This window comes from Allomuricauda sp. CP2A, assembly GCF_001683915.1.
Lineage (GTDB): Bacteria > Bacteroidota > Bacteroidia > Flavobacteriales > Flavobacteriaceae > Flagellimonas.
On record NZ_LXTT01000078.1, the window covers coordinates 1 to 23,278 of the forward strand.

At 41.5% G+C, this 23,278-nt stretch carries 23 protein-coding genes; all 23 read right to left on the reverse strand.

The features are described 5' to 3' along the window. Positions 1 to 126: 126 nt before the first annotated feature. A complete protein-coding gene (locus tag A7D14_RS09950) occupies positions 127 to 342 on the reverse strand; it encodes a heavy-metal-associated domain-containing protein (protein WP_067033717.1) in 216 nt (71 codons plus the stop codon). Positions 343 to 715: 373 nt separating this feature from the next. Then, positions 716 to 1,273 (reverse strand): AraC family transcriptional regulator, encoded by a 558-nt coding sequence (locus tag A7D14_RS09955; protein ID WP_313790842.1) that lies wholly within the window; start codon positions 1,271 to 1,273, stop codon positions 716 to 718. 305 nt (positions 1,274 to 1,578) lie between these two features. Continuing rightward, positions 1,579 to 3,399, reverse strand: coding sequence for an efflux RND transporter periplasmic adaptor subunit (locus A7D14_RS09960; RefSeq protein ID WP_067033724.1), 1,821 nt, complete (start codon positions 3,397 to 3,399; stop codon positions 1,579 to 1,581). A gap of 211 nt (positions 3,400 to 3,610) precedes the next feature. Next, on the reverse strand, positions 3,611 to 4,315 hold the full coding sequence (locus A7D14_RS09965) for a PepSY domain-containing protein (RefSeq protein WP_067033727.1): 705 nt from the start codon (positions 4,313 to 4,315) through the stop codon (positions 3,611 to 3,613). A 25-nt stretch (positions 4,316 to 4,340) separates the two neighbouring features. Continuing rightward, positions 4,341 to 5,567 carry a permease gene (locus tag A7D14_RS09970; protein WP_067033730.1) on the reverse strand — a complete coding sequence of 409 codons (1,227 nt, stop codon included), beginning with the start codon at positions 5,565 to 5,567 and terminating at the stop codon, positions 4,341 to 4,343. Between the two features lie 85 nt (positions 5,568 to 5,652). Continuing rightward, complete coding sequence (locus A7D14_RS09975) at positions 5,653 to 6,231, reverse strand: DUF2911 domain-containing protein (RefSeq protein WP_067033733.1); 579 nt, start codon at positions 6,229 to 6,231, stop codon at positions 5,653 to 5,655. Between the two features lie 6 nt (positions 6,232 to 6,237). Continuing rightward, a complete protein-coding gene (locus A7D14_RS09980) occupies positions 6,238 to 6,714 on the reverse strand; it encodes a YybH family protein (protein ID WP_067033736.1) in 477 nt (158 codons plus the stop codon). Positions 6,715 to 6,732: 18 nt separating this feature from the next. Next, a complete protein-coding gene (locus tag A7D14_RS09985) occupies positions 6,733 to 7,281 on the reverse strand; it encodes an ion channel (RefSeq protein WP_067033738.1) in 549 nt (182 codons plus the stop codon). A gap of 2 nt (positions 7,282 to 7,283) precedes the next feature. After that, positions 7,284 to 8,675, reverse strand: a complete 1,392-nt coding sequence (locus A7D14_RS09990; protein ID WP_255307432.1) for an FMN-binding glutamate synthase family protein — start codon at positions 8,673 to 8,675, stop codon at positions 7,284 to 7,286. A 118-nt stretch (positions 8,676 to 8,793) separates the two neighbouring features. Beyond that, positions 8,794 to 9,468 (reverse strand): DUF2231 domain-containing protein, encoded by a 675-nt coding sequence (locus tag A7D14_RS09995; RefSeq protein WP_067033778.1) that lies wholly within the window; start codon positions 9,466 to 9,468, stop codon positions 8,794 to 8,796. A gap of 321 nt (positions 9,469 to 9,789) precedes the next feature. After that, on the reverse strand, positions 9,790 to 10,329 hold the full coding sequence (locus tag A7D14_RS10000; RefSeq protein WP_067033742.1) for a hypothetical protein: 540 nt from the start codon (positions 10,327 to 10,329) through the stop codon (positions 9,790 to 9,792). Positions 10,330 to 10,476: 147 nt separating this feature from the next. Further along, positions 10,477 to 10,998: a DUF3347 domain-containing protein gene (locus A7D14_RS10005; protein WP_067033744.1), complete on the reverse strand. Its 522-nt coding sequence runs from the start codon at positions 10,996 to 10,998 to the stop codon at positions 10,477 to 10,479. Positions 10,999 to 11,014: 16 nt separating this feature from the next. Further along, positions 11,015 to 11,470 carry a heme-binding domain-containing protein gene (locus A7D14_RS10010; RefSeq protein WP_067033748.1) on the reverse strand — a complete coding sequence of 152 codons (456 nt, stop codon included), beginning with the start codon at positions 11,468 to 11,470 and terminating at the stop codon, positions 11,015 to 11,017. Continuing rightward, complete coding sequence (locus tag A7D14_RS10015) at positions 11,471 to 12,100, reverse strand: DUF3347 domain-containing protein (RefSeq protein ID WP_067033751.1); 630 nt, start codon at positions 12,098 to 12,100, stop codon at positions 11,471 to 11,473. A gap of 21 nt (positions 12,101 to 12,121) precedes the next feature. Continuing rightward, positions 12,122 to 12,595: a DUF302 domain-containing protein gene (locus A7D14_RS10020; protein ID WP_067033754.1), complete on the reverse strand. Its 474-nt coding sequence runs from the start codon at positions 12,593 to 12,595 to the stop codon at positions 12,122 to 12,124. An 11-nt stretch (positions 12,596 to 12,606) separates the two neighbouring features. Then, a complete protein-coding gene (locus A7D14_RS10025; RefSeq protein WP_067033756.1) occupies positions 12,607 to 12,993 on the reverse strand; it encodes a DUF302 domain-containing protein in 387 nt (128 codons plus the stop codon). A gap of 4 nt (positions 12,994 to 12,997) precedes the next feature. Next, on the reverse strand, positions 12,998 to 13,189 hold the full coding sequence (locus tag A7D14_RS20510; RefSeq protein ID WP_067033759.1) for an SHOCT domain-containing protein: 192 nt from the start codon (positions 13,187 to 13,189) through the stop codon (positions 12,998 to 13,000). Positions 13,190 to 13,246: 57 nt separating this feature from the next. Beyond that, complete coding sequence (locus A7D14_RS10035; RefSeq protein WP_232520874.1) at positions 13,247 to 13,804, reverse strand: DUF4175 domain-containing protein; 558 nt, start codon at positions 13,802 to 13,804, stop codon at positions 13,247 to 13,249. A 19-nt stretch (positions 13,805 to 13,823) separates the two neighbouring features. After that, positions 13,824 to 15,149 (reverse strand): APC family permease, encoded by a 1,326-nt coding sequence (locus A7D14_RS10040; protein ID WP_067033762.1) that lies wholly within the window; start codon positions 15,147 to 15,149, stop codon positions 13,824 to 13,826. Between the two features lie 3 nt (positions 15,150 to 15,152). Continuing rightward, positions 15,153 to 17,528, reverse strand: coding sequence for a multicopper oxidase domain-containing protein (locus A7D14_RS10045; protein ID WP_067033765.1), 2,376 nt, complete (start codon positions 17,526 to 17,528; stop codon positions 15,153 to 15,155). Positions 17,529 to 17,600: 72 nt separating this feature from the next. Beyond that, positions 17,601 to 18,818, reverse strand: a complete 1,218-nt coding sequence (locus tag A7D14_RS10050) for a TolC family protein (protein ID WP_067033769.1) — start codon at positions 18,816 to 18,818, stop codon at positions 17,601 to 17,603. Then, positions 18,815 to 22,579, reverse strand: a complete 3,765-nt coding sequence (locus tag A7D14_RS10055; RefSeq protein ID WP_067033771.1) for an efflux RND transporter permease subunit — start codon at positions 22,577 to 22,579, stop codon at positions 18,815 to 18,817. Before A7D14_RS10055 ends, A7D14_RS10050 begins: the two co-directional genes overlap by 4 nt. Before the next feature lie 104 nt (positions 22,580 to 22,683). Continuing rightward, positions 22,684 to 23,100, reverse strand: coding sequence for an HYC_CC_PP family protein (locus A7D14_RS10060; RefSeq protein ID WP_067033774.1), 417 nt, complete (start codon positions 23,098 to 23,100; stop codon positions 22,684 to 22,686). Between the last annotated feature and the right edge of the window lie 178 nt (positions 23,101 to 23,278).

Consider the following 23,278-nt stretch of genomic DNA (forward strand, 5'->3'; position numbering starts at 1 on the left):
TTGTTGACTTTCTTTTCTTTATTTTCCATTGTATATACTTTTAATTGGTTAATATGATTTCATTCTTTTTGGCCATCATCAAGATTACTGGACAACTATAAAGGGATTATTTTAGCCATGTTCCACTCAATTTACAGGTTGTATTTTATATTGATTACCAGCATTTTTTAAGGCCTCTTGCAAATTTTCCAAAGGCACTTCAAATTGCGACTCTACCGTTGCTTCGGCATCCTTCAAATCGACAGATACATCGGCCACTCCTGCGACGTTTAAAAGTGCATTTTCAACATGATTTCTACAGCCGTTACAGGTCATTCCTTCTATTTCGTATCTTCTTTTCATATTATGATCAATTTTTATTCTAACAATTTCACCTTTTGAATCAGAAGTGTTGATTCAAATACGTTATCGAAAAATAACATTTACTAAATCTGGGCGTTGTTTGAAAAAAAACAAACCTTGACCCATTCGATTATTTAGGGCTATTTACATCAATTTAAGTATGCGATTACCTAAAAAGTTTTATTGTAATCGAGCTTTTGCCATTAATGACTAAAAATTCAGTGCAATAGGTTTAAGTTCGCCCATCACTATGCACCAAAAAATCTCTAAACATCTTTATTGAAACCTGAACATAAAGAAGATGATAATGAAATTCAATGCATGGGAATCGACTTCTTATCACAAGCCACGAAGAGAAGGTTAAGCTTATAAATTATATGTTATCCAGCGATTTTCTATTTTGAAGGGCACTTTTCTTAAATTGTGTAGGTGCCATACCATTGATTTTTTTGAACTGGTTGCTTAAATACGCGACACTGCTATAGTCTAACTGATGGGCTATTTCCTTTAAGCTTAGCTCGTCATAGATGAGCAATTCCTTAACCCTTTCAATTTTTTGGCTAATGACATACTGTTCAAAAGTGATAATCTCCACGGAAGAGAAAAGGGAACTTAAGTACTTGTAATCCAGACCTATTTCTGAACCAACATAATCGGTCAATTTGACGTTTAATTCTTGTCTTGAATGAAAAATTTTTTCTATTACAAGATTTTTCATACGCTCGATCAATTGAGACTTGCGATTACCGATCAAAGAAAAACCCAGCTTATTCAATTCGGTTTGTAATTGATTTTCTTGTTTTGCGGTCAGTTCTTCCTTCAATGTGACTTGGCCCAGTTGCACATTGGAATAATCAATACCAATCTTTTTCAGAACATTGTATACCGCCGTAACACATCTTGGGCAGACCATGTTTTTTATGTGCAGCATATGGCTCATGATAAAGTTTTAAAATACATTGCGCTCACATTATCCATTATCACAGATGGGACCGATGTTCCCAAATCGCTCTCAACAAAACCAAGACTACCGTGACTATAAACAAGATGATAATCGCCAATGCAGCATAGAATCTTGTTTTTCGGTTAGATTCTATTTTTGTTTTCTTGCTCTCCTTTCTTTGTTGGCTTCTTCTCTCCCTACGTTTTTGACTCATGATGCCAAAATCTTTTCATTTTTCTTTTACTCACACCATTCAATTTTCTCTATTATAATTTTATCGGCCTTATAATTAATTATTGTATCGTTCCCCTAATTTCCCCACAAGTCATCATTGCTTCTCCGTAGTATGGGTTTCGAATCTCCTTTTCCAGGCTTAGCCAATTGGCTCCCTTATTGCTATCTGCCATCGGGCAATAGCTGTTGTACACTTTTTGATTGACTCCAAAAAGCTGAACACCGCTGATCATGTGGGCCGATAAATGTTTAAAGTGGTCCCTTTGCTCCTTGATCTCAGAAGTGCTGGCCACTGCATTTGACGATGCTTTGAGCTCTTTTTGAATGGTCATCCAATGATCATGGGCCTCTTTGTCTTTTAGCAACTTCATATCGACTTTGGCCAAACTTTCTTCCATTTGTTTTGCTTCTTTTTGTGCGGCCGCGCCATCATCATTTACCAAAGCATCCTTAACATCTATATAGGCTTCGAAAACCTGCTTCAACTGACCTTGAAACTCACTTGATACTTCAATCCTTTTTTTCATCTTAGAATGGTCGGTGCCCGTACTTGTTGAGGGTTCCATTTTATCTCCTTCCTGCATACCCAAATGACCCTCATGCCCGGTCATGGTTTTGCCTCCCTCTGCGTTCATCATCGATTTTTTACCCTGTAACTGTGCGGCCGCATCAACGGTAAATGTTCCGTTGGTCACAATTTGATCCCCCTTTTCAAGCCCGCTAATTATTGTATAGGTATCGCCATTGGTACTTCCAAGGGCAACTTCGCGCATTTCAAAGACAGGCTCATTGGGATTGGTCTTTACATAAACCACCGATCGTTCCCCCGTCCACATTACGGCACTGGCCGGTATGATAACGGTATTCTCCATCTGCATTTCGGCAGCTTTGATCGTACCTTCCACGAACATACCCGGCTTCAAGAGATTATCCTTATTGTTAAGTATTGCCCTTACCATGACCGTTCTTGTAGAAGAATTAAGTAACGGGTCTACAAAGGATATTTTTGCCGTAAATTCTTCATTGGGATAGGCATTCGTCGTTATCTTGACCTCCTGACCCTCCTTCAACGATGCTATCTGATTTTCATAGGCATCGAATACCGCCCAAACGGAATTTAAGTTGGCAATTTTGTACAAAGGCTGCCCTTGTTTTACATAATCTCCTTCTTCAACCATGATATCGGTAATCGTTCCTGAAACTGTGGCATAGACTGGAAAGTTTTCCTGCACTTTGCCCACTTCTTCTATCTTATCTATTTGATTGTCAGAAAGCTTCCATAATTTTAATTTATTGCGAACGGCATTGTATAATGCCGGTTGCGATTCCTTCATGGATGCGGCCGTCAACAGCTCTTGTTGTGCGCTTACCAATTCTGGGGAATAGATGGTTGCCAAAAGTTTGCCCTTGGCAACGTTCTCTCCGGTATAATTCACATTTAGCCGTTCAATGCGACCCGCAAAATATGTAGCTTGGGTAGCATTGGCTTCTTCGTTCTCGCGAATCTTTCCTGAGAGTTTAAGTGAACTCCCATCCGAACCACCTGTACCAACGGTAGAGGTGCGTATATTGGCCAAGGCCAAGGCGTTGTCCGTCATTTTTATTTCATTGGCACTAAGCCCCGTCGCTCCGGTTTCAGCAGGAATGAGATCCATACCGCAGATTGGGCAGTCTCCCGGTTCGGGTTGCATAATCTGTGGGTGCATGGAGCAGGTCCACATCTGATTCTCGGATTCTCCGGAATGGTCATGGCTATCGGACATATCCGAAAGATCTTTTATGGCCGATTGATCGGCCTCAGCGTTTGAGAAAATAAAATATCCCCCCAATAAACCGACCGCTAAGGCGGCTACTACAATGTAAATGATGTTCTTGTTCATGATATTGAAGATTGAAATGTTATTGTTTCTTAAAAATTTATACGGATTCACTAATAGTTTTCAAAACCAGTACAATGAGCGTATGTACTATAAAAAGTATGATAATGCCCGCTAAAATATAGGCGCCTTCCTTTTCAAATGGCACTTTTCTAATCTCGCCGTTCGGGTTCTTTTCTTCCATAAATTACGTCTCCATTCATTAAATTACTTTCTAAATCTGTTTTTTTATCTTTCGAATAGATGGCGATGATATATACCATAGGACAAAGCCGCTCAACACGGTTATTAGTCCCAAAAGCGAAAATGACCTTAACAAAAGGGTGTTGAAATTATCTCTTGTGTCATAGTCCATGGTATGGGTCATCCACAGAAAGTCGAACCAGCGCCAATCTCTATGCCGCACCGTTTGAAACGCCCCATTTTCGACAGCCACATAAGCCTTTAAATTTTGTGGTGTTTCATACGAAATCTCATAAGCCGGTAGGGGACGTCCTCGATATTCGTGGTGGTCTCCGACTTCTTCTATCCTTTTTATTGCGGCTATTTTAAGCTCTGGAAGTATATATCTTTGTGCTACCTCTTGGGCTTCTTCTTTAGTGATACCGTCCTTTTCCTCTCCTGTTTTGGCATTATAAAGCTTTGCTTCGTTTATCCAATAGTAAGGTTCTTCTGCTATTTCCAATAATTCAAGCGTTTGGATGGGCTGCGTACTATCTAATTGGCCTGTACCCAATAAATCTGAAAAAGCCGTCTGTTTTGGCTTCTGGTTTTTGAACTGGTCGCCGTGTATTTCATCGATATCCGTCCAGCTAAAATACATCCCGCTAATCGTCCACATCAGGAACTGAATACCTAGGAAGATGCCCAAGTAGCGGTGGGCTTTTCGAATCCATTTTGCTGTTTTTCTGTTGACCATATTTGTTTTATTCTATATCCGAATTTTAGTTCACTAAAAATTTTACAATAAGTCCCCCAGCGAGCCATATATAACAGATGAAGGCTGCATATTTTAAAACACTTTCCAACAATGGACTCTTGGGTGCCATCTCGCTCATTGAATGTTCTACATCTTTTTTTTTGAAAAAACCCAGATAAACGAGATAGGCCGAAATGATGAGAAAAGCAACGTTCAAGAAAAAGGTATAATCAATCTTAAAATGTTCCTTATCCTGAATCTTGACCTGCGAAGGGTCGGGCAATATTCCCAGCAAATCGAAACCATAATGCAAGGTCAAAGAGGTGCCAATCAATGCCGTGAAAAGTAAGAATAGAATAAAGAGTGACATTTTCCAACCATAATACTTTGCATTGATTCTCAGTACTGGAAAAACCACCAAATCGCTAAAAATAAAGGCCATTACGCCCGCAAAACTTACGCCTTTGCTGAATAGTAATGCTGCCAATGGGATGTTACCCATTGAACCGATAAATGTTAAGAATGCGGCAACTGGACCAACAACAATATGTTCCAGAATTTCGAGAAAAGTGAAATCTGTATTGCCTTGACCACTATTTATAAATAAGGTCTGAAAAAACGAATCTGGCACAAAAGCCGCTGTAATACCCGCAACGGTAAAACCTACGGTTACATCCTTCCAGACCATTTGCCATTCCATCTTGTATTTTTTGGCAACGCGCGCCCAACTGTCTTCGTTCTTGATTTGTTTCTTCCAATCTTTGGAACCGTCCATCTCATCATCATCTTCATTTTCGATATTTTTGCGGGCTTTTTCGATGAGTTTTTTAGGATTGATGAGTCGTATCAGAATCCACGAAATACCAATCAAGAGAATACCACCTACATATTCGCCCACCACGAACTGCCAACCTAAAAAGATGGAAATGATAATCCCCAATTCTATGACGAGATTGGTCGATGCCAACAGAAAAGCAATGGAAGACACAAAACTTGCACCTTTCTTAAAGATGGATTTTGTACCTGCCAAAGCAGAAAAACTGCACGAGCTACTTATAAAGCCGAAAAACGTGCCCAACAGCACACTTTTGCCTTCGTTTTCGCCCATTGTTTTTTGCATCCGTTTTTCGGTCACGAAAATCTGTATCATACTACTGATGATATAACCCAAAATGAATGCCCAAAGCGCCATCCAGAAAAATCCGGTAGTCGTATAGGCGGCTTCGCCCCATTGTTTTAAAAATTCGTTCACGGTTTAAACTGTATTAGTTTTTATTCTTTGATGATACACGTTTTTTTAATTTTTTTATCATCGTACCCTTGTTGACCCTATCTTGTTATTTTACTTTGAATGGAATTACTACTTTAACTTTTTCCCAAGCTAATGTTATCTCACCTTCAGTATCACTAATTTTATCGATATTATATTCTAAGTGTTCCTTTAGGCTATCCGCAATAATCGGTGTCACCTTAAATCGTATTACATCATCTTTTTCGTCATATTCATCCTTACCGTGCTGGTTCCAATTGGAATTTAAAATGATGGTCCATTCTTCCTTTGAAGGAATGGTAAAAAATCCATATTTACCTGCTTTTAGTTCCTTACCATCTATTTCTATATCCGTATCCGTCTCTATCCACGTAGCCATATGTGCCCCAGCTTGCCAGACTTCGTCATACGCCAGCAAACCACCAAAAATCATCCTGTCCCTAACCCCTGGCGATGAATAATCAATATGGATGTGCGCATTACCAATGGTCGCCATTGCAGAGGTGTGAGGGCTTAACACTTTTTTTGGCGGTTGGTCTGTGATTGCTTCTTTTGACGGTTCTGGCATTGGCTCCGTTTTCTTCTCTTTACAGCTGGTAATAAGAAGAAGACCAAACACTATACTAATTGAAATATATCTACTCATCGGGTGTTACTTAATATTTCTTGAAGATGAATGGGTTTTTATTATTTTCCATTTTCCATCTATTTTTTTAAGGATTGAGGTTGCTACCCCTTTTTTCTTTATAGTCCGGCTATTTCCCTTGTCGTCTGGATTGAGGACAATGGTATATATGTACGTTTCGGTAGTAAAGGCATAGGGTACATCTACCTTTACATCGATTTCATAATCTGAAAATTCGAATTTTTCAAAATGACCTAATTCCGGTCCTAAATGATGTTCTATATAGTGGCTGTACGTACCCTCGACGCCTCCCGATTCAAAAACCTCGGAATCCTCGGTAAATAATTCGAAAGTACCATCGGTCGTTAGGTTTTGTAGGGCATCCTTATAGCTTTTCATTACTGTAAGCACTGCTTCTTTTTCTGTTTTTGCATCTTGACCACATAGTGGACTTGTCGCTATTATGAGCAACATTGTTACTGTAGTTGATTTTAGTGTTTGCATACTTTTAGTTTTTAAAGGTTATTTATTTACTCGTATTCTATTCACATTTGCGATACCAAAGACCAGGACGAAAAACCGCAGTGCCACTTCAAGCGCCACCAAGGTTTTCGCGGGTAAGGAAATTGGGACTATATCACCATATCCTACTGATGAGAATGTTATCAAACTGAAATAGGATAAATCAAAAAATACCGACAGTCCATCTTTGCCAATACTGTTGTTCATTTTAAAATGAATAGCATCCACAAACTGCAACGCTGTGTAATCTATTGCAAACGAGAAAACTATCAACACAATCAGGTATCCGAACAACACCAGTACGTGGCTCAATAGATGGCTCTGACCAATTATCTTCATCAATTGGTTAAAGGACAAGGCTATAATGAATCCTATCTTTAGTAATGTTAAGGCCAGTAGGATAATCATAGCATAAAACCCTTCCATAGTAGGTAGCGCATACAGTTCGATTACTGAAGCAATAAGCATCACCAATAGAACATACTTTGAGCTATTGAAAAGCTGTCCATAAAATGCCCCTGTGGTTTCTATGTCTTTTTCTTTATCCATTCTTATTTGTTATCTATAAAAATTTCATCATAGCCTTTTGCTTTATTCTCACTGATTCTTCTCTTTATATACATTTTGGTGATACCCCTTCTATTTTCAATTCCCATTGATTTAAGCAGCTCCTTAAAGGCTTCCATAGTGTTTTTATGGTAGTTGGCTACTTTGGTCTTTTTATCTTCTACTACCAATGATGCGACCCTTGAAGGTTCCATTGTGGTGATTCCCGTAGGGCAGGTATCCAGATTGCATTTTAAGGATTGTACGCAGCCCAAGGCAAACATCATCCCTCTGGCACTATAGCAAGCATCGGCACCAAGTGCCAACATTCTATAGATATCAAAAGCTGAAATTATTTTTCCTGCTGCCATTACTTTTATTTCATCGCGCAACCCATACTTTTTAAGAATGCCGTTTGCGAAATGCACGGCTTCAATTATTGGCATTCCAGCCCAATGCAGCGATTCCATATGTGCAGCACCGGAACCACCTTCTGCACCGTCTATGGCTATAAAATCCGGATAGTTTTGCTTTTCGGCGAAAATGCGGACCATTCTTTCGAATTCATCCTGCTGTCCGATGCACATTTTAATCCCTATGGGCTTTCCAGCGGAAAGCTTCCGTAATTCTTGGATAAAAGCTACCATTTCCAAATCAGTACCAAATGCAGCGTGATGTGGTGGCGATAGAATTTCGGTTCCTTTTTCTACGTCCCTGTACTTTGCGATTTCCTCGGTATTTTTTTTGGCAGGAAGAATGGCCCCAAAACCGGGTTTTGCACCCTGTGAGACTTTTATTTCAATCATTTTGACCACTTCATTGGATGCGATTTCCACAAATTTTTTAGGGTCGAAATTCCCTTCTTCTGTCCTACACCCAAAATAGCCTGTACCGAACTGAAAGATAATATCAGCTCCATATTCCTGATGGTAGGGCGTAAATCCACCTTCGCCGGTATTTTGCGCAAAGCCAGCAATTTTTGCACCGCCGTTAAGGGCCAGCGTTGCATTTTTACTGATGGAACCATAGCTCATCCCTGCCAGATTTAGAATGCTCGCTGAATAGGGTTTTGAGCATTTTGAACTCCCTATGGCAACCCTAAAATCATCTTTGATTTCCTTAACAGGATACGTGGAATGGGTAAACCATTCGCGACCAACTTCGTCATACGGAATCTGCGTTCCAAAGGGTTGGTTTTTGACCGCGTCCTCGGCACGTTTATAAACAATTTCTTTCTGTATCCAATTGAAAGGTTTTCCCTCTGTTCTATTCAATAAAACCGTTTCTTGAACGACGTGACGTTGTTTTTCCAGAAGCTTCGTAATCCTGCCCAACAACGGATAGGTTCTTTTGATATTATCGGTTTTTTGAAAATAGTCTCTTAAGCCGAGAAGCATAAAAGGTGTGATCAACAGCGCAAGCCACCAGAAATGAGGCTTCCACATTATGAGCCCTGCAAGTACCACTAAAAGCGTTATCGACGATATTAAAAATATTCTTCTCATGCTTTGTTTTTCAATGCGAATGGCTTTCTTCCCCTGCCCTTTCAGTTTCCAAATACTGGCCCTGTGGTCCAACACCCTGAATATAAACGAGCTGAGCGCCATAATGCCCTGCTTGCGAAACGGAGAACGCCGAAAAGGCCATAATAAAGAGAACGGCAATTTCAAAACCTCGATTCAGTTTTATCCAAAAAAGGCTGATAATTTTTAAAACTGCGGCCAAAGCACTTGACCAAATAGTCCAATCTGCATATTTATCATGGTTGTCCAGGATTTTTTGAGCTACATCCGTAAGGCCATGGGTATGCGGGTGTACAAAAGTTCCCGCTACGTAGGCCCCAATAAAACCCGTACCGATAAGAAACAGGATAACCCAGTCCAAGTTCCTTTTAAGGACGAAGAGCTGAATACCTTGGAGCAATGCCGCAAACAACAGGAGTACGATAGGAAAATGCACTACCAACGGATGTAAATTGTCGAATTCATCCAAACCTACCTCTTCTTTGTTTATGGGCTTTTCGGCGTGGGTTTCGGTATGTTGCTGTGGTTTTTCGGACAATTCAACAGTATTAAAGGTTCCTAAACTATTCGCCGAATACCCTGAACTGTTCTCAATGGACTTAGGTGCACTTGCATGAAGCGACATTAGGCTTAGAAGTAATACTAAAAATGAGACCGTTTTTTTCATAATCAATCGTTTTTATGATGCATTATTCGTTAACTGTACAATAAGCGCACCTAATACAATAGCGCCTATAACGATGTAAATGGTATAGTTGAACCACTTTTTCCAACCTTGTTTCCCTGACTTTTCCGGCCCCCTTTTACAACAATCTTTCATTACAACATTATCTATATTGTGCCTGTCAAGGGAAGGGCGTTAAACACTACATCAACGAAGTTCCCCTTCCCATAACAGGACTTTTTCTTCATTAAAACAATCTGGGCGGTCATGAAATACACTAAATAACTAACCAATCAAAAAACACATTCCCGACCAGCCCAGATTTTACTTTTCCAAATTCCCCTTGTTTATATAGTTTTTACCAATCACAAAAATCAAATAGGGCAATACCGCAAATTGTAATAGCGGCGACAACCCCACATTTACCCATGGCACTATAGGCATAGCCCCTGCATAGTTCCAATCGCCTCTTGAGGTATGCCAAATTTCTCCCAATATGGCACCGATCGTTCCGATTGTAACTAGTACCAAAATCTGTTTTGGAGTTAAATCATCTATCCAAAACACATTGCGATACAACAGGCCAAATCCGAAAAGCAGAATAAGCACCATCAACATATCGGCGATGGATGCCAAGGCACAAAACGAAATATGTTGCCAATCGTATTCAAAACCTTCATAGAGCGGACCTTGTGCCAGCTCCCAAATAAAATTGAACGAAAACGCTATTAATGCAATACCGATGATATAGTTCCTATAATTTTTTTTGTTCCGTACCTGTTTGGCAAAATAGATATACATCAGAATGACCAAAGTCAGCGCAACGGTGGGCACAACAAAAATGTCAAGGCTTAATGTTTCCATCTAGATTTTGCGAATGTTATTTTCTTTTTCTACACGTTATTTTTAAAAACTCCTATAACTATACCGAGACAATCAATTGTTACTACCTGAAAAGGGGAAGCATTTTAAACACTAATCATTAACTATATTCAACCTCCCCAATCAGCTTTACTTTTCGATGATGGCTGTCACTTTTCCACAGCTTAGCATTTTTGCTCCATAATATGGGTTGCGGATGTCCTTAATGGCAGATAACCAATAAGCACCTCCGTTCAAGGCCATGGGGCAGAAATCCTTATAGATTTTTCCCGATGTAACGGTTCCTTTCAACAAGGGTTCCATTTCATTGCTCAAATCGGAAAAAGCCTTTCGCTGTCTCTCTAAATTATCGGTAGCAGCGATTTTTTGCGAGGCCGCCAATGCCGCTTCGGAACCCTCGATTTTTTCTAGCGCTTCGTTCAACATAACCGCTCCCTTTTGGGTATCGCCCGGATTGGAACCGACCAAGTCATTTTTAATGTGCTCGTAATGTTCGTAGGCATTGGCGATGTTCTTGTCGTTAAATTCCAACTCGACCACTTTCATCTCCATCTTGCTATGGTCATGGTTCAGTTCTATTTTGTGCTGTGCGTAGCCCATTGTAGTCCCCAACATGAGCAGGGTTACTACACCATGTTTTAAATTCTTCATTTATTGGATTTTTAGTTTATAAACTGTCCTTTAATTTTGAAACCCAATCGAGAACGGTTTTCCTCTTGTCCTCCGAAAGTTTTGCTTCCCTATGAATTAGTGTATAAGACCAAAGGGGCATTTCTCCATTTTCTATCTGACTTATGATCGATTTTAACTTGCTGTTCTTTCTTCTGTTTGAATAATCGGCCCATTCGTTAAAATTCAATTCTTCCTTGCCATGGGTAACATGATCCTCCAAAAACCAGGCAACGGGTTGCACTTTGTTGTACCAAGGATAATCCGTGTTGTTGCTATGGCAATCGTAGCAAGAGGTCTTGATGATGTTCTCCACTTGTTTCGGTACATCGTTCACAAGCATAAAGTCAGTTTTTGGTATTGTGTCGCTTTGGTTTCGGGAAGTGGGAAAAAACTGTATCCCCACAAACCCGACCAAAAACACTAGTGCTATGATTTTTATACTTTTCTTCACTTAGTTGATTTCCCTTTGTACTTTTCCACAAGTGAGCATCTTATCCCCGAAATATGGATTTTTGATTTCTTCATTCATGCTTAGCCAGGCACCTCCTTTGTTGTTATCATACATTGGGCAATATTGTTCATACAAAGTATTTTCTGTACCAGTAATGGCGACCATATCGACTACATCTTTGCTCAAGGTTTTAAAGTGCTCACGTTGATGCCCGATGTCACTTTTCGCGATATGTTCTGCATGTTCGGTGGCATCTTCAATAATGTCTTTCAGCTCATCCTGCTGTTCATCACTGAATTTGCTCGTATCGAAGTTCTTTAGGCTGCCTTCAAGCTTTTCTCCTGCCTTTGCGGCCCCATCTTTGTCATCGGACACAAGAGCATTCTTTAGCGTCAGATAGTCAGCGATGACTTCAGATGACATCATTGCCATTTCGCCATGATTCATGTTGTCATGGTCCATTTGCGAATGGTCTTCCATAGCGCCATCCATATGGCCGCTGTCCTCCATTTGTTCTGTTTGGTGACCTTCTTGGTTTTCCTGCACTTTTTTCTTGTCTTTGCAAGATGTGGCCGATAGGGTTATGATTGCCATGGCCAAAATTCCAGTTGTTACATTTGATTTTCTCATGATTGTTGAATTTGATGTTAATTATAGTTTTACATTTTGCTGTTCAATAGTGTCGAGCAATTTTTTCAAGATGTTCTTTGTGTTTTTGGCCACCTCTATTATTTCTTTCTTCTTTGCGGAAGACCAAGTCGAATCTGTATCTTCTATCGACACTTCGATAATCGTATTATTTTCCACTTCCTTAATGGTTACATTGCACGGAAAAAGAACGCTCATTTGAATATCATTTGAAATCAGTTTTAATGCAGTTTCTTTTTCACATACCATTAGAATGAGGTGCCGAGGCATCTTTTCCATATCTGAACTGAGATACTCGCGCACGTCAAATTCACCAACAAGGTCAAGACCTAACTTTTTAATGCCATTTTTTACGTTTTGTACGGTTTCCTCAAATGTCAAACTACCGTACCTCCGCGTAATGCAATAAGGGGTACTCTGACTTTCTGAATAATTTTGTTGCGAGACCCATTCGCTTTTACCCTTATTATTTTCCATATTTATCCCTTCTAAAGTTTCTCGATCACATTTTCCAATTTGGCGGTAATATCATTTGCGATTTCAGCCAATATTTCATTGTCGACTGCTTGCATTGAAGCCATTGGATTTACCGCCGCCACTTCTACATTCCCTTTCGATACGTCCTGCACGATTACATTGCAAGGCAACATGGTACCTATCTTATCTTCGGCTTCCAGTGCCTTATGGGCATAGGGCGGATTACAGGCACCGAGGATCTTGTACTTTTTAAAATCAACATCCAGTTTCTTTTTCAGGGTTTCCTTGACATCGATTTCGGTCAAGATGCCAAAACCCTCTTTTTTCAGTTCTTCCGTTACTCTCTCGATTACCTTATCAAAGTCTTCGTTAAGGGTCTTGTTGAAATAATATTCCATCGTTTTAATTTTTAGAGTTAATAGTTCGTTTTTGTTCTTCGTATTCTTCTTTGGATAGTTCGCCTTTGGCGAATCGATTGTCTAGAATTTCCATAGGATTTTCCTTGGTCCTGGAACCTCTGCTATTTCGTCCGTTATACATAAAAAAGGCCAACACCAAAATGACCGGTATCAATACCCACCACCACATCATCATAATTGTAGAATTTCAATAGTTATTTTCTGTTTTCAATCCACCTCGGTATTCAAAGGCTTACGCTCCTTTATTTTTCATTTTTTCTTTCATCTTTTTCATCATCTCTGGATTTTTTTCCATCATTTTCTGCATCATTTCTTCCATCATATCAGGATTCTCATCCATCATATTTTTCATTCTTTCCTTCATCTGTTTTTTCATCATTTCGTTTTTGTGCATTTTTTCCATCAACATCTTACGGCCCTTTTCACTCTCCATCATCTTATCGAGCATTTTGGACTGCATCTTTTCCTTCATTTCAGGATTCTTCTCCATCATCTTCTGCATATGGGCCTGCATTTTTTCTTTCATTTCGGGATTTTTGTCCATCATCATTTTCATATCCCCAGATTCCATCTGCTCCATATGGGCTTTCATCAATAATTTTTTGGCCTCTTCATTCTTTCTTGCCTCACTGATAAAATTGGCAAACTGCACCGGATTTGAGATAATCTCTTGATAGATGGCATTTCTATTTTCATCTACCTGCATGGTCTCGGAGGCATTGAAAGTTGATTTACAGCCAACCATCGTTGCTATTAATCCGATTGTCATTAAAATTCCTTTTGTTTTCATTTTTCTAATTTTTATAGATTCATACATCATTTTTAAAATCTTCTTTTTCATCACTATCATTTCTTTTCAAAAACCATTTTTCTCCGAAAAAAATCAAGACCATTAGTAGGACCGCCACTAGTACGACCAATACATCACTGCTTACCTTTATCCAAAGAAAAGCCCCAAGAACCACTACGTCTAGAATAATAGCAGTAATCAAAACGGCAGGATTGGCCTTAACATCCTTACGAAGATTTTTAAACACTCCCCAATGGATTCCTATATCCATAATCAAATAAAATATAGCACCCAATGAAGCGATTCTCGTAAGATCAAATAGAACCGTTAAGGTTATGGCCAGAATTACTGTATACACCAGCATATGTTTTTGAAGCCTGCCCGGCATACCAAAATGCTCATGGGGAATCAATTCCTTTTCGGTCAGCATTGCTGTCATTCTGGATACTGCAAAAATGCTTGCTATCACACCAGAAATTGTCGATATGATGGCGATACCCACTGTGAACCAAAGCCCATACTTGCCAAAAGCGGGGCGGGAAGCTTCTGCCAATGAATAGTCTTTCGCTGCTATGATTTCGTTTATCGAAAGATTGGAAGAGACCGCAAAAGCGACCAATAAATAGACCACCGTACAGATGAGCAAAGAAATGACAATTGAACGCCCAACATTTTTATTGGGTTTGACTATTTCATCGCCACTATTGGTAATTGTAGTGAAACCTTTGTAAGCCAAAATAGATAGAGCTAATGCTCCCAAATAATTAGTGATTGGATATTCCGTCAGACTTTCGGACGGAACTACTTCGGAGAATGAAAAACCTGCGGCCCATAGACCGCCTATGGCAAAAATGGCTATCCCACCTATTTTTAGAATGGCCATGACCAAAGAGGCCTTTCCGATAACTTTGTTGCCCGAAATATTGATAAGAAAGGCGACAATCAGCAGGAATACCCCCAAAATGGGCACCCAAACACTGTTATCATCTACATCGAACAATTGTAGAGTGTACGAGCCGAAGGTACGTGCAACCAAACTCTCGTTGATGACCATTGACAAGGCCATCAACAACGCTCCGGAAGCTGTCAATGCACTTTTACCATATATCTTCTTGAGATACATGGCGATACCGCCCGCAGAGGGATAGGCATTGGACATCTTAACATACGAATAGGCACTAAAACCCGAGATAATGGCCCCCAGCAAAAACGCATAGGGAAACCACTGACCAGACAATTCTGCTACCTGCCCTAACAGCGCGAAGATACCTGCGCCAATCATTACCCCCGTTCCTAGAGATACGGCACCGGTCAAACTCAGGCTATTTTTTTTGTATTGTCCCATGTGTTAAAATCGCATTGAAAGTCCGCCTCCCCAACCGAAACGGTTGTCGTAACTGCCCATTAAGGAAAAATCTCTGCTCAGGACATATTCCAATCCTACTTGCCAGGTCTGCTCTTGTTCAAAATCGGTTCCCGGTTCAAAATCATTGACCCAGCCAAAATCCATTTGATATTCGTATTCGCCAAAAAGGGCGAGTCTCTGAAAGATCATCGTAGCCGTCGAAAATGAAATCGTCGGCCGTAGTTTATTATCGATGCGTAGATCAGAATCTATCAACAATGGCAAGAAGTACCGGATACCCACTACTCCCGTGGTGCCTATTTCATCCATACTATCTTCCATTTCGTTTTCGACATTTACCCCACCGAAAACACGGAAATAACTGTTCAGCCATCGTTCATAGGTAAATTCGGCTTCCAAGTTCTCGTTCCATCCATATTCCGCTCGCAATATGAACTGGTTTCGGATGTTCGTAGTGGTCAGAAAAAACTCGCCCATGTGGCTGGCACCCGTAACCTCACCCCATGTCCACATATGGTCGGCCTCGGTGGTCAGGTTGGATAAGGGATACCCTTTCAATCGTTCATCCCTTGGGGTGTCATAGCTGAATACCCTTGCCATACCACTGTTGATATGGTACAGTACGTGGCAATGAAAGAACCAGTCGCCATATTCATTGGCATCGAATTCGATGACCACTTTTTGCATCGGGGCCACGTTGACCGTATGTTTTAAGGGCGAATATTCGCCGTGTTCGTTCAGTACCCTGAAAAAGTGTCCGTGTAGGTGCATCGGGTGGTGCATCATGGTCAGGTTGTTCAAAGTAATGCGCACTACTTCGCCTTGTTCAATTTTTATTTTATCGGTTTCTGAAAGCGGAACCCCGTTGATGCTCCATACGTAACGGTTCATGTTTCCCGTAAGGTTGAACAGCATTTCCCTAACAGGTTTGTTGTCTTCGTATACCGTTTTTCCGGGTGCTTTGAGATAGTTGTAGTTAAATTCCGGATTGCCCCCGGTTTTCATGGCATCGCCAATGACCTTGTCGGCGGGCAGCACATAGCCCATTTTCATATCCATTTTATCGTCTTTCATCTCCATTTTGGCATGATCCGTCTTATCCTTTGGCATTTTCATCTTACCCCCTTCATCTTCCATCTTTTGGTCATTCTTCTGCATTTGATCTTCTTTTTGCATATCCATTTTGGAATGGTCCATTTTCATACCGCCCATATCCATCGCATATTTTTTCATCACTTTGATGGAATCGTTTTTGGAGGGATTGAATTTGGCCGCGGGTGCACCCATCTTCATGTCCATCGACATCATGTTTTCCATTAGTTTGATAAGGTCGGGTATAGGTACCGTGGGGGCTTCCAAAACATCGCCCGTCCCTAGATAGGCGGAAGCCTGACCAGATCCGTCCTGAGAAGTGGCACGTATTTCAAGTTTTCCGCTTTGTGGTATGGTCACTATAAAATCATAGGTCTCGGCCACACCGATAAGGGTCTTGTTCTGTTTTACCGGCACTACATCAAGGCCGTCGGCAGAGACCAACATAGGGTCATTACCACCAAATGTCAGCCAGAAATAGGAAGCTGCGGCCGCATTTACGAAGCGCAATCGTACCCGTTCGCCGGGATTGAAATCAGGGTATTCATTAGAAGATTTTCCATTTATAAAAAACAGGTCGTAATAATTGTCCAATATGGCCATATCGGGCATACGCTGCCACATCATTTTTAGTTTCGCACCTACCGCACCTTTTGAGATTACCTTGTCCCAACTTTGAACCTGGTCCTTTTTGATTAGGTACCACTCATTGCCTCGTTTAAGGTTTCTCAGTTGTGTCTTGGGATTTTCATCCATCCAATCCGAAAGTATCAGTACCAAATCTTTGTCATACTCAAGATTTGTTTCTTTGGGATTGATCTGGATGGAGCCATAAACACCACGTTGTTCCTGTAAACCCGTATGGGAATGGTACCAATACGTGCCCGACTGTTTCAGCGCAAATTTGTATTGTTGGGTCTCGCCGGGTTCAATTGGTGGCGTTGTAAGGTAAGGTACGCCGTCGTAGAAGTTGGGCAGTATCAACCCATGCCAGTGTACCGAGGTTTCGACATCCATCGTATTGGTTACGTTGATAATGGCAAACTCGCCCTCGTTGAATTCGAGATTGGGTCCAGGAATACCACCATTGATCGTCATGGCCTTCACATCTTTTCCGGTATAGTTGACCGTTTCGTAACCAATGGTCAAATCATAGACCCGTTCAGGCCAATTATCCACATTTTCTTCGCTTTCATTGGATACTAATTGTGCGGCAATGTTGCACGAAATGAGAAGTACCAACAACACTGTAATTTTTCTGATCATGATTCTCATTTTTGTGGTTTATAATATTTTATTTTATTCAGTCGAGATACCTTACTCCTATCGATACGGACATTAACTCCTTAGATAATTGATAATGGCCGACTGCACAAAGTAGCCCTTGATGGATTCAATTCGATTGATTTGAAACCTAAGCTGAAGCTCTTGAATATCGAGCACATCGTTAAAATCGATGGTTCCGGTCTCGTAGCTTTTGATAAGGATTTCCTCCCCGTCCTTGGCCTGTCCGATATTTTTTGTTTGGGTCCTAAAACGAATCCTGGCAGCCATTCTGTTGTTAATGGCCTCGCTCAAAAGTGTTTCGAGCTTGTTTCTTCGTTCTTGCTTTTGGGCGGTTATTTCCTCTTGCCTTAATTTGTTCTGTTGGGAAATGGATTTGTATTTATTGTTGAATATCGGGATGGACACCGATACCATCGGCATCAAGATGTCCTTTCCGTTATCATCGAAAGACATATCAGGCCTTTCGGCAACGGGTACGTAATCCAATCCGAAACCAAGATTCGGTAAGGCTTCTTTTTGGTTCAAGATTTCAGATTGTTCGACCGACTCGTACAACTTGTCATACTTTAAAAGTTCAGGATGCAGGTCAAGGCTTCCTTCTTCCGTTATCGGGTCTTGTTCGGGTACCGTAAGCCCTTCGTAAACTTCGACTTGTGTTTGTTCGTCCCTATTCAATAGATTGTTGAACAGCGTTTGTTCGGCCAAATACTCCTGTTCCAAAACTTCTTTTTGCTGAAGCAGTTCGTTCTGCCGAATCTGCAAGCGCAACACATCTACTGCGGAGGCATTACCAACTTCTACCGAGGTCAAGGCCAATCGTTCATAGGTTTCCAGCAATTCTATATTTTCGTCCAAAACGCTTTGCTTCGCCCTTATCGAGAATAATCGGTAATAGGACTGAGATACCGACAACGCCAATTTTCTTTTGACGATGACCAGCTCTTCGTATTGGGCATCGGCCAATGAACTTGCATAATTTTCACGGGCGGTAATGGTACCGAACCACGGGATCATCTGTTTTGCCGAGAACCGTGCTTTCTGTGCTCCGGTCCGTGTTTCGGGCTCGCTTACGAAAAGTCCGGCACTTACCTCCGTATTGGGCAAAGTATTGACCTCGTTCACTCTTTCGGAGGCAATATTGTACCGCAGCTCAAAAGCCTGGATTTCCGGATTGTTGAGTTCGGCCTGTTGGATAAGGCTTTCCAGTTCCTGTCCGTTCACAGAAGCGATGGATACTATTCCGATCAATATGTATAGGTATTTCTTCATTTGGACATTCTTTTTAATTGAAACTCGGCCTTCCAACTGTACAACACTGGAACAACAAATAGGGTAATCAAGGCGATAAGCATCCCCCCGAAAGAAGGGATCGCCATCGGAATCATAATATCGCTACCACGGCCGGTGGATGTCAATACCGGAAGCAGTGCCAGAATAGTGGTTGCGGTCGTCATCAAACACGGACGGATACGTTTTTCACCAGCTTCGACAACCGAATCCCTAACGGATACAAGGGAATCGGGCTTGTTTCTATCAAAAGTTTGGGTCAGGTAGGTGGCCATGACCACACCATCATCGGTTGCAATACCAAAGAGCGCAATAAACCCAACCCATACGGCAACACTCAGGTTAATGGTATGCATCTGGAAGAGGTCTCGTAGGTTTTCCCCGAAAAAGTTGAAGTTCAGGAACCAATCCTGACCATAGAACCAAATCATCAGAAAACCTCCGGCAAAGGCAACAGCAATCCCGGTAAACACCATCAATGAGGTACCTACTGAACGGAATTGGAAATAAAGAATCAAGAATATGATGGCCAATGCCAGCGGTACTACGACCGATAGCGTCTTTTCGGCACGTAGTTGGTTTTCATAGGTACCGGTAAACAAATAATTGATGCCCTTGGGAACCACCAATTCTCCATTATCTATTTTTTCTTGTATAAGGGCCTGTGCATTCTCGACCACCTCGACTTCGGCAAAACCGTCCAACTTATCGAACAGTACATAACCCACCAAAAAGGTGTCTTCGCTCTTGATGACCTGTGGTCCCTTTTCATATCGAATGGTAACCAACTCGCTCAAAGGAACCGGGCTTCCCTTGGCAACGGGAACATAAATATTCTCTAAGTCCGCTGGATTCTCTCGCAATTCCCTTGGATACCGTACTCGAACTCCATAACGCTCACGGCCTTCAACAGTTTGGGTAAGCACCATGCCGCCAACCGCTACTTGCAACACGCTTTGCACATCTTCAATGGTAATGCCGTATCGTGCCAAACGCTCCCTGTTGATATCTATAAGCAAATAAGGCTTTCCGACAATTCGATCGGCAAACACGGCTTCATCCTTGACCCCCTCGGCCTCCTTTAAAATGTCCTCCAGCTTGAGGCCAAAGGCTTCTATTTCCTTTAAATCTTGCCCTTTTACCTTGATACCCATGGGCGCACGCATGCCGGTCTGCAACATGACCAAGCGGGTTTCAATAGGTTGCAGTTTGGGCGCGGATGTAACGCCTGGAAGTTTCGTTACACGTACAATCTCGTTCCAAATATCATCGGGGGATTCAATTTCAGGCCGCCAGTTTCTAAAATATTCCCCATCATCGTCGGGAATCAAATCCTTTTGTTTAACAGAGAATGCAGAAACTATGGCAGATTCATCGTAATTTCCTTCATCATCTACAACCATGTTCGGATTGGTCACAAAGGTGCCGTCCCTGAGTTCGAAGAGGCCATCTTCATTGACCTTGAACCGTTGGCGCTCCCTGTTCTCGTTCAACATGTATTCTGGCTTGTACTGGATGACGTTCTCATACATCGACAAGGGCGCCGGATCCAATGCGGATTCGGTTCTACCGGATTTGCCGACTATCGTTGCTATTTCAGGAATACTGGCTACAGCCATATCCAGTTGCTGCAATACCCGTTTGTTCTCTTCGACACCGGCGTGCGGAAGGGAGGTAGGCATCAACAAAAACGAACCTTCGTTCAATGAAGGCATAAACTCCTTGCCCGTATTGCGCATAATCATTACTCCGAATACCACAATGGCGGTGGGTATGGAAAGAAATATCAGCTTATTCCGTAATGCCCAGCGAAGTATCCTTGTATAATAGTTCCGGAATATGGTAAAGAAGCCCAGTAGTCCGAAACATATAAGCGAAACAAAAATCAGGTTCCAAAAAATACTCTTATCAAGACCGAGAGGTCTCCAGTATTCCGCCAAAACAAAAACAATTGCAAAGGCCGAAATAATGATATTGATAAGATTGGCTCGTTCTTCGGAAAGCGAAAATCCAGTGGAAATACGTGATGCCAATTCCGGATTTTTTAGCAAGCCTACGATACCGAAGGCAATCAATATAAATCCTAATAAAAAGCCATAAGCAAGGGCTATAATCCCTAGAAGTATCAATATTCCATTAACGGCGTATCCAGTAGTTTTCTTTATGCTTTTTTTTCTAAATAGAAAGGCCGCAAATGGTGGTATCAAAAATAAGGCTACGATAATGGATGCGGTAAGCGCAAAGGTTTTTGTAAAGGCCAAGGGTCTGAAGAGTTTTCCTTCGGCCCCGATCATCGTAAATACCGGAATAAAACTGATGATGGTGGTCATCACGGCGGTCAATATGGCCCCCGACACCTCTGCGGTGGCATTGTAGACAACGGTATTAATGGGTAGGCCCTCTTCATTTTCGTCCAAATGCCGTATGACGTTTTCCGAGAGTATGACCCCTACATCCACCATGGTTCCAATGGCAATGGCTATACCCGAAAGTGCCACGATGTTTGCATCCACATTGAATAGCTTCATCGCAATAAACACCATAAGCACTGCAACCGGTAACAGTCCCGATATCAGGATGGATGCCCTTAAATTGAAGACCATGATAATGATGACCAAAATGGTAATGAATATTTCCAAGGTCAGGGCCTCGTTGAGGGTTCCGAGCGTTTCTTGAATAAGTTCGGTCCTATCATAAAAAGGAACAATGGTAAGTTGGGATGTTCTGCCATCCTCAAGTACTTTTGAGGGCAGTCCGGCACTTAAATCATTGATTTGGTCTTTGACATTATTGATGACTTCCATGGGATTGGCACCATACCGTGCGACCACTACCCCCCCGACAACTTCTGCTCCTTCCTTATCCAATATGCCGCGCCGTGTGGCCGGTCCGTAGGAAACATTTGCAATGTCCTTTAAGCGAATGGACGTGTAATCCTCAGAGGTAACGACTGCATTCTGTAGATCCTCGATGGACTTCACATACCCAAGCCCGCGAATGAGATATTCGGCCTGGTTGATTTCCAAGGTCTGTGCCCCAATATCACGATTACTTTGTTTTACAGCTTTTACCACCTGCTGTAGCCCAATACCATATTGCTTCATCAGTTCGGGATTCACATCTACCTGATATTCGAGTACATAACCCCCTATAGAGGCCACCTCTGAAACACCGCTTGCCGATGATAGGGCATATTTGACATAAAAATCCTGAATACTTCTAAGCTCCTGTAAATCCCAGCCGCCTGTGACATTTCCTTTCTCATCGCGTCCCTCCAAAGTGTACCAGTAGATTTGTCCAAGTCCTGTGGCATCCGGCCCCAATGCAGGGTTGACCCCGTCGGGCAGTAAACCGCTCGGTAAGGAGTTCAATTTTTCAAGGATTCGACTGCGGCTCCAATAGAACTCGATATCCTCTTCAAATATGATATAGATACTTGAAAATCCGAACATGGAGGAGCTACGGATGGTCCTAACCCCTGGTATTCCCAAGAGTGAGGTTGTCAATGGATAGGTAATTTGATCCTCGATATCTTGTGGGGAACGACCGTCCCATTTGGTAAAAACAATCTGCTGGTTTTCCCCGATGTCAGGTATGGCATCTACGGCAACAGGGTTTCTTGGTAATGAGCCAGTGCTCCACTCGAAAGGGGCGTTTACGGTTCCCCAGCCTACAAAAAGGACTAGGAGCAAAACGGCTACCAATTTATTTTCGATAAGGAATTTGATGCTTTTATTCAGCATGGTATTGATGATTAAGTAATTAGAAGTGCTGGCCGGAAACCAACGAAAACAGGATAAGCCCTAAACTGCTATCAGTCGGGCTGTAAAATGCTATTACTTAAAAATCAAATGAGAAAAATCTGATCTAGGATCTGTATATCCTTGACCAAAAGTGGAGGGGGGTAATCACTAAACGGGACTATGTTTTCAGGTAGTCCTTCGTAAAGATTAAGATAGGTGTAGATGAAGCTGGCAACAAACTGTTGTTGTTCAAAGCTTAATTTTTCAAACGATACTTTTAAGTCGTTCTGGCCATCAACGGTAAGGACTTCATCGCTACAGCAATCGGCTTTGACCAAATTGCACTCTGGTAACTCTGCTGTCTCCTGAACTTCCATGCCGCAAGATTCTGCATGGCCCAAGAAAGAGTAATCAACCAGAACATCACCACAATAGTGTTGTGCAACCGAAAAAGAGAAGGTTGATAACAGCACTAATAGTGCCATTGTAAACGATGTTATTTTATGGAAAACACTTTTCATCCGTTCTGCAAAACTACAAAAATTTTAACACTCTTTTTTTGTTTAACAAAATTTTGGAAATCTAATCCCTTGATTTTTCTTTCAAGTCACGTATGAACAAAATCAATTATCGGCGATATGATAAATATCATTTATTTGTTTAAGCCTTTAGTTTACATTTGGTATTAAGGCTATATGT